This window comes from Mycobacterium sp. (assembly GCF_035603715.1).
Lineage (GTDB): Bacteria > Actinomycetota > Actinomycetes > Mycobacteriales > Mycobacteriaceae > Mycobacterium.
On record NZ_DATNJW010000241.1, the window covers coordinates 1 to 4,909 of the forward strand.

General features: G+C 67.0%; 7 protein-coding genes. 3 read left to right on the forward strand and 4 right to left on the reverse strand.

Going from position 1 to position 4,909, the window contains the following annotated elements; genetic code table 11:
• Positions 1-269 (reverse strand): DUF222 domain-containing protein (locus VN856_RS10260; protein ID WP_325688593.1); only part of this gene is annotated, 269 nt, incomplete at its 3' end.
• A gap of 89 nt (positions 270-358) precedes the next feature.
• Entirely contained in the window at positions 359-1,789 is a 1,431-nt protein-coding gene (locus VN856_RS10265; protein WP_325688595.1) for an FAD-binding oxidoreductase, read from the reverse strand.
• Positions 1,790-1,949: 160 nt separating this feature from the next.
• Between VN856_RS10265 and VN856_RS10270 the strand changes: the two genes are divergently transcribed.
• A complete protein-coding gene (locus VN856_RS10270) occupies positions 1,950-2,360 on the forward strand; it encodes a DUF732 domain-containing protein (protein ID WP_414686920.1) in 411 nt (136 codons plus the stop codon).
• Here VN856_RS10270 and VN856_RS10275 read toward each other — a convergent pair.
• Entirely contained in the window at positions 2,357-2,638 is a 282-nt protein-coding gene (locus VN856_RS10275) for a DUF3017 domain-containing protein (RefSeq protein ID WP_414686921.1), read from the reverse strand. The two genes, VN856_RS10270 and VN856_RS10275, sit on opposite strands and share 4 nt — an antisense overlap.
• Entirely contained in the window at positions 2,635-3,480 is an 846-nt protein-coding gene (locus VN856_RS10280) for a bifunctional methylenetetrahydrofolate dehydrogenase/methenyltetrahydrofolate cyclohydrolase (protein WP_325688597.1), read from the reverse strand. The genes VN856_RS10275 and VN856_RS10280 overlap by 4 nt, the downstream gene beginning before the upstream one ends.
• Before the next feature lie 50 nt (positions 3,481-3,530).
• Here VN856_RS10280 and VN856_RS10285 point away from each other — a divergent pair, with 50 nt between their 5' ends.
• Entirely contained in the window at positions 3,531-4,724 is a 1,194-nt protein-coding gene (locus tag VN856_RS10285) for an NADH:flavin oxidoreductase (RefSeq protein WP_325688598.1), read from the forward strand.
• A 90-nt stretch (positions 4,725-4,814) separates the two neighbouring features.
• Positions 4,815-4,909, forward strand: a 95-nt coding sequence (locus VN856_RS28870) for a hypothetical protein (protein WP_414686922.1), incomplete at its 3' end; no start/stop codon positions are given.

Below are 4,909 nucleotides of genomic sequence, written 5' to 3' on the forward strand. Positions count from 1 at the left end.
GACGCCTCGGCGCGGCTGATCCGCAACCGGTTGGCCAGCGCGGGGGCCAGTTTGCCGCCCAGCTCGGCCGGGTCGGCCTGCTCGGCGAGCTGGTTGATCAGCGGATGCTCGACCGCAGACAGCACGCGGCGGATCTCTTCGCAGTGTTGCAACATGCTCAGCCGCTCAGGCGTGGTCAGCACGTCGAACGTCAGGTCCACCGCGCGTTTCATGCCAGCCTTGAGCGCGTCGAAGACTTCGACGATCTCCGCACGGCTACTAGAACGCATGTGTGAATTCTATTGCTGCGCACCGACATCACGGCGCCCACGAGGCCCAACTGTGGATGAAACCGCAACTGTGGATAACTTGCCGACCCTCAGACCGGCATCCCGGAGAACATCACCCGAGCGGGATCGTACTTCTGCCGAACGGCGCTCAACTGCGACAGGTTCGGTCCGAAGTACCGCGACGCCGGCTGGTTGGCCTCGAGGTAATTCACGTACCCGCCAACCGAATACGGCTGCACCGCCCGGTGCGCCGTACTGAGCCACCCGACGGCGGCGGACGGGTCGCCGGATGTCTCGACGTACCACTGCACTAACGACGACTGCCGACGCCACGGGAAAGCGGAAGCTCCCACCGGCACGTCGGCCAGCGCACCGTCGAGCGCGTGCATGATCGCCAGCATGCGACCCGCCCCGCGCGGGAACGCGTCGACCGCCGCGGCAATGCCCTGCGCAGCGGCCGGGGTGATCGCCGCGAAAACATCTGAGCCGCCGACGTATCCAAGCGGCGACGGGTTGAGGTTGTTGGCGGCAAGATAATTCGTCAAGTCCAAGTAGTTGAACGTGTGGTTTTCCGTGCCGCTCGGTTGCATCCCGACGGCCGACGCGATTGCGGATGCGATGCCGGCACCGGAGCCGGCGGGGCAGGTAGCCAGGATGCGACAGTGCGTGCCCATTTGGTCGACGGTGGCATCCGCCAGCGCCCAGCAGCTTCGATCGGCGGTACGCAGCCAGCTCTGCCAGCCAACCAGCACCTGCGCGAACGACTGCGGCGGGAAGTTGAGATTAACCGCATCGACGTCGCCGGTGGGAAACGTCGCAAAGGTCAGCGAGGTGGTCGCGCCGAAGTTTCCGCCGCCGCCGCCGCGCAACGCCCAGAACAGGTCGGGTTGGGAGTTGGCTGACGCGGTGACCGTTTGACCGCCCGGCAGCACCACCGTGGCCGACCGCAAGGCGTCCGACATCAGCCCGGCGTGCCGGGAATGGGCGCCCAGCCCGCCGCCCAGGGCGTGGCCCGCCGCACCGACCGACGGGCAGGTTCCCGTCGGGATACCCCGGCCCGCCGCTGCCAGAACCTGGTGCATCGCATACAGACTCGTCGCGGGCGTCACCGTGACCTGACCTGTGGCGGCGTCGTAATCGATGCCCCCGGGCAGCTGGCGCAAATCGAGCACCATCGTGCCGTTCGCCGTGGATGCCCCCACATAGGAATGCCCACCACCGCGCGGCGCGACCTTGAGGTTGTTCGCGGCGGCGAACGCCATCGCCTTTTGCACATCGGCCGGCGATGTCGGAACGACAACCGCCGCCGGTGTCATCCCGTTGTAGTTGGTGTTGAAAACCGCTTTAGCCGAACCGAATTGCGGAGTGTCCGGCCGGACGACCTGCCCACCGATAGACAGTCCGTCCCAGCCCGACGCGATCGGCGCGCCGCCGGCGCGCCCTGACCCGACAAACGCGGCCGCGGCCAACGCCCCTACGGTGCCGCGCAGAAATGTCTGACGCGAGATGTCACCCGTCATGCCCGAATTGTCGTGTACGCGAACCCGAGACACGCCGCGATGCTGCACACTCGACCGCGTGTCGCCCCAAACGTAGGCGAACCTTTACCGCGCCGTGTTCGGGACGTGACAGCGATAGACCAATGTTCGATGCGACCGCAGAACATTGAGGGGGGTGGGTATGCGTCGCAACTGGATGTCGCAGTTGAACAATCAGCCGTTGACGGTGCGGGCGCTGATCGGTGTCGGGTGTCTGATCACGATAGCCACCGCATTCTCGACGCCGGGCGAGGCAGATCCCAACGACGACAACTTCATCGACGCGCTCAGCCACGCCGGCATCGAGTACGGCGAACCGGGCAACGCGATGGCGGTCGGCGAGTCCATCTGCCCGATGATCGCCCAGCCCGGCGGCAGCTTCGCGGCCGCCGCATCGGGTGTCGCCCGCCGCGGCATGTCGCCGCAAGTGGCCCGGATGTTCACCACCATCGCGATCCGGACGTATTGCCCCGAGCAGATGGCAAACCTTATGGGTGGTAACCCTTCTGGTCCGCCACAGTTCCCGGGCGTTACCGGAGTTCCGGGGGTCTAGCGCGTCCCCAGCGGGTCGATCGTCCACGCGATATACACCATCGCGGCCGCGACGGACGCCATCGTGGCAAAGTCAATCCCCTTGCTGCGCACCACCAGAAGCCCGGCACGGTCCTCGGTGAGCGCCAACCGCAGCACGGCGGCGACGCCAACCCCGATGCCGATCAACAGCGAGCCACGGCGCCAGAAGTTGGCCGCCGCCAAGCTGAACGCCACGACGAAAATGAGCATCACCGTCACGATCGGCCATTGCGGGCGGAGCAGGCTGCGCACGCTCACTGCCCCTCGGCCAACTCGACAACGTTGGTCAGCAGGAACGCACGGGTCAACGGGCCCACGCCGCCGGGGTTCGGCGACACGTGTCCCGCGACCTCCCACACGTCGGGATGTACGTCTCCGGTGAGTTTGTCGTTGACTCGGCTGACGCCGACGTCGATCACTGCGGCACCGGGACGCACCATGTCGGGGGTCAGCATGTGCGGCACACCGACTCCCGCGACGATGATGTCGGCCTGCTTGGTCAGCGCGGCAAGGTCACGAGTTCCGGTGTGGCACAACGTCACCGTCGCGTTCTCCGAACGACGGGTCAACAATAGGCCGAGCGGGCGGCCTACCGTCACGCCACGGCCGATGACGACCACGTGCGCGCCGGCGATCTCGACGTCGTAGCGCCGCAACAGGTGCACGATGCCGCGTGGGGTGCAGGGCAGCGGAGCCGGGTCCATGAGCACCAGTCGGCCGAGGTTGGTGGGGTGCAGCCCGTCGGCATCCTTGGCCGGATCGATCCGCTCCAAAGCCGCGTTCTCGTCGAGCTGCTTCGGCAGCGGCAACTGGACGATGTAGCCGGTGCACTCGGGGTTGGCGTTCAGTTCGTCGATGGTGTCGTTGAGCTTCGCCTGGCTGATGTCGGCGGGCAGGTCGCGGCGCAGCGAGGTGATGCCCACCTTGGCGCAGTCGGCGTGCTTACCGCGGACGTAGGCTTGGGACCCCGGGTCGTCGCCGACCAGGACAGTGCCCAGCCCGGGCGTCCGCCCCGCCGCGGTCAATGCGGCCACCCGCTCTTTCAGGTCGACGAAGATCTCGTCGCGCGTGATTTTGCCGTCCAGCGTGATTGCACCCACGTCGTCCAGTTTGTCATGAGCGCTGCGCCGCCCGCTGTACGCTCCTGACCATGTCCGAAGCCCCGGACGTGCTGGCGCCGGCGAAGCTCGGGCCCATCACGCTGCGTAATCGCACCATCAAATCCGCGACCTTCGAAGCCCGCACGCCAGGCGCATTGGTCAGCGACGACCTGATCGAGTACCACCGGCTGCCGGCGGCGGGCGGGGTCGGCATGACCACCGTCGCCTATTGCGCGGTCTCGCAGGGCGGCCGCACCGAAGGCAACGGGATCTGGATGCGGCCGGAGGCCGTGCCCGGTTTCCGGCGGCTCACCGACGCGATCCACGCCGAGGGGGCGGCGGTCTGCGCGCAGATCGGACATGCCGGTCCGGTCGCCAACGCCCGCTCCAACAAGGCCACCGCGCTGGCCCCGGTGCGGTTCTTCAACCCGATCGGCATGCGGTTCGCCAAGAAGGCCAGCCGCGACGACATCGACGATGTGATCGCCGCGCACGCCGACGCGGCCAAGTTGGCCATCGACGCCGGGTTCGATGCCGTCGAAGTGCATTTGGGTCACAACTATTTGGCAAGTGCGTTTTTGAGTCCGCTGATCAACCGGCGCAACGACGAGTTCGGCGGCTCGCTGGAGAACCGGGCCAAAGTGGCCCGCGGCATGGTCATGGCGGTGCGGCACGCGGTCCAGGACCAGATCGCGGTGACCGCCAAGCTCAACATGTCCGACGGCGTGCGTGGCGGCATCTCGGTCGACGAGGCGATCACCACCGCCAAGTGGCTGCAGGACGACGGCGGATTGGACGCGATCGAACTCACCGCCGGCAGCTCGCTGGTCAACCCGATGTACCTGTTCCGCGGCGACGCCCCGCTCAAGGAATTCGCCGGCGCCTTCAAGCCACCGCTGCGCTGGGGCATGCGGATGACCGGCAAGAAGTTTTTGCGCGAGTATCCGTACCGCGAGGCCTACCTGCTGCGCGAAGCAAAGCAGTTCCGCGCCGAGCTGACGATGCCGCTGATCCTGCTCGGCGGCATCACCAACCGCGACACGATGGATCTGGCGATGGCAGAAGGCTTCCAGTTCGTCGCGATGGGCCGGGCCTTGCTGGCCGAGCCCGACTTGATCAACCGGATCGCACGCGACGGCGCCGCGGTGCAATCGGCGTGCACGCATTGCAACCGGTGCATGCCGACGATCTACACCCGCACCCGTTGCGTGGTGACCGGCGCACCCGATGCGTTGGCGCACTGACCTACTGACCCCTCGCCCGTGTCGCTCGGAGGCGATCAAGCGGCAGCCGATACAGTCGGTGCAGTGAGCCAAGCAGCTAATGTTGGGGCGATGAGTCACGCCGCACCGCCCGCGCTGACAGTCCGGTACGACGGATCGCAACGAACCTTCGCCGCAGGTCATGACATCGTGGTTGGCCGCGATCT

Excerpts from the sequence above, each read along its gene's own strand:
- VN856_RS10265 (WP_325688595.1), bottom strand. The coding sequence starts at position 1,789 with ATGACGGGTGACATCTCGCGTCAGACATTTCTGCGCGGCACCGTAGGG.
- VN856_RS10270 (WP_414686920.1), top strand. The coding sequence starts at position 1,950 with ATGCGTCGCAACTGGATGTCGCAGTTGAACAATCAGCCGTTGACGGTG.
- VN856_RS10285 (WP_325688598.1), top strand. The coding sequence starts at position 3,531 with ATGTCCGAAGCCCCGGACGTGCTGGCGCCGGCGAAGCTCGGGCCCATC.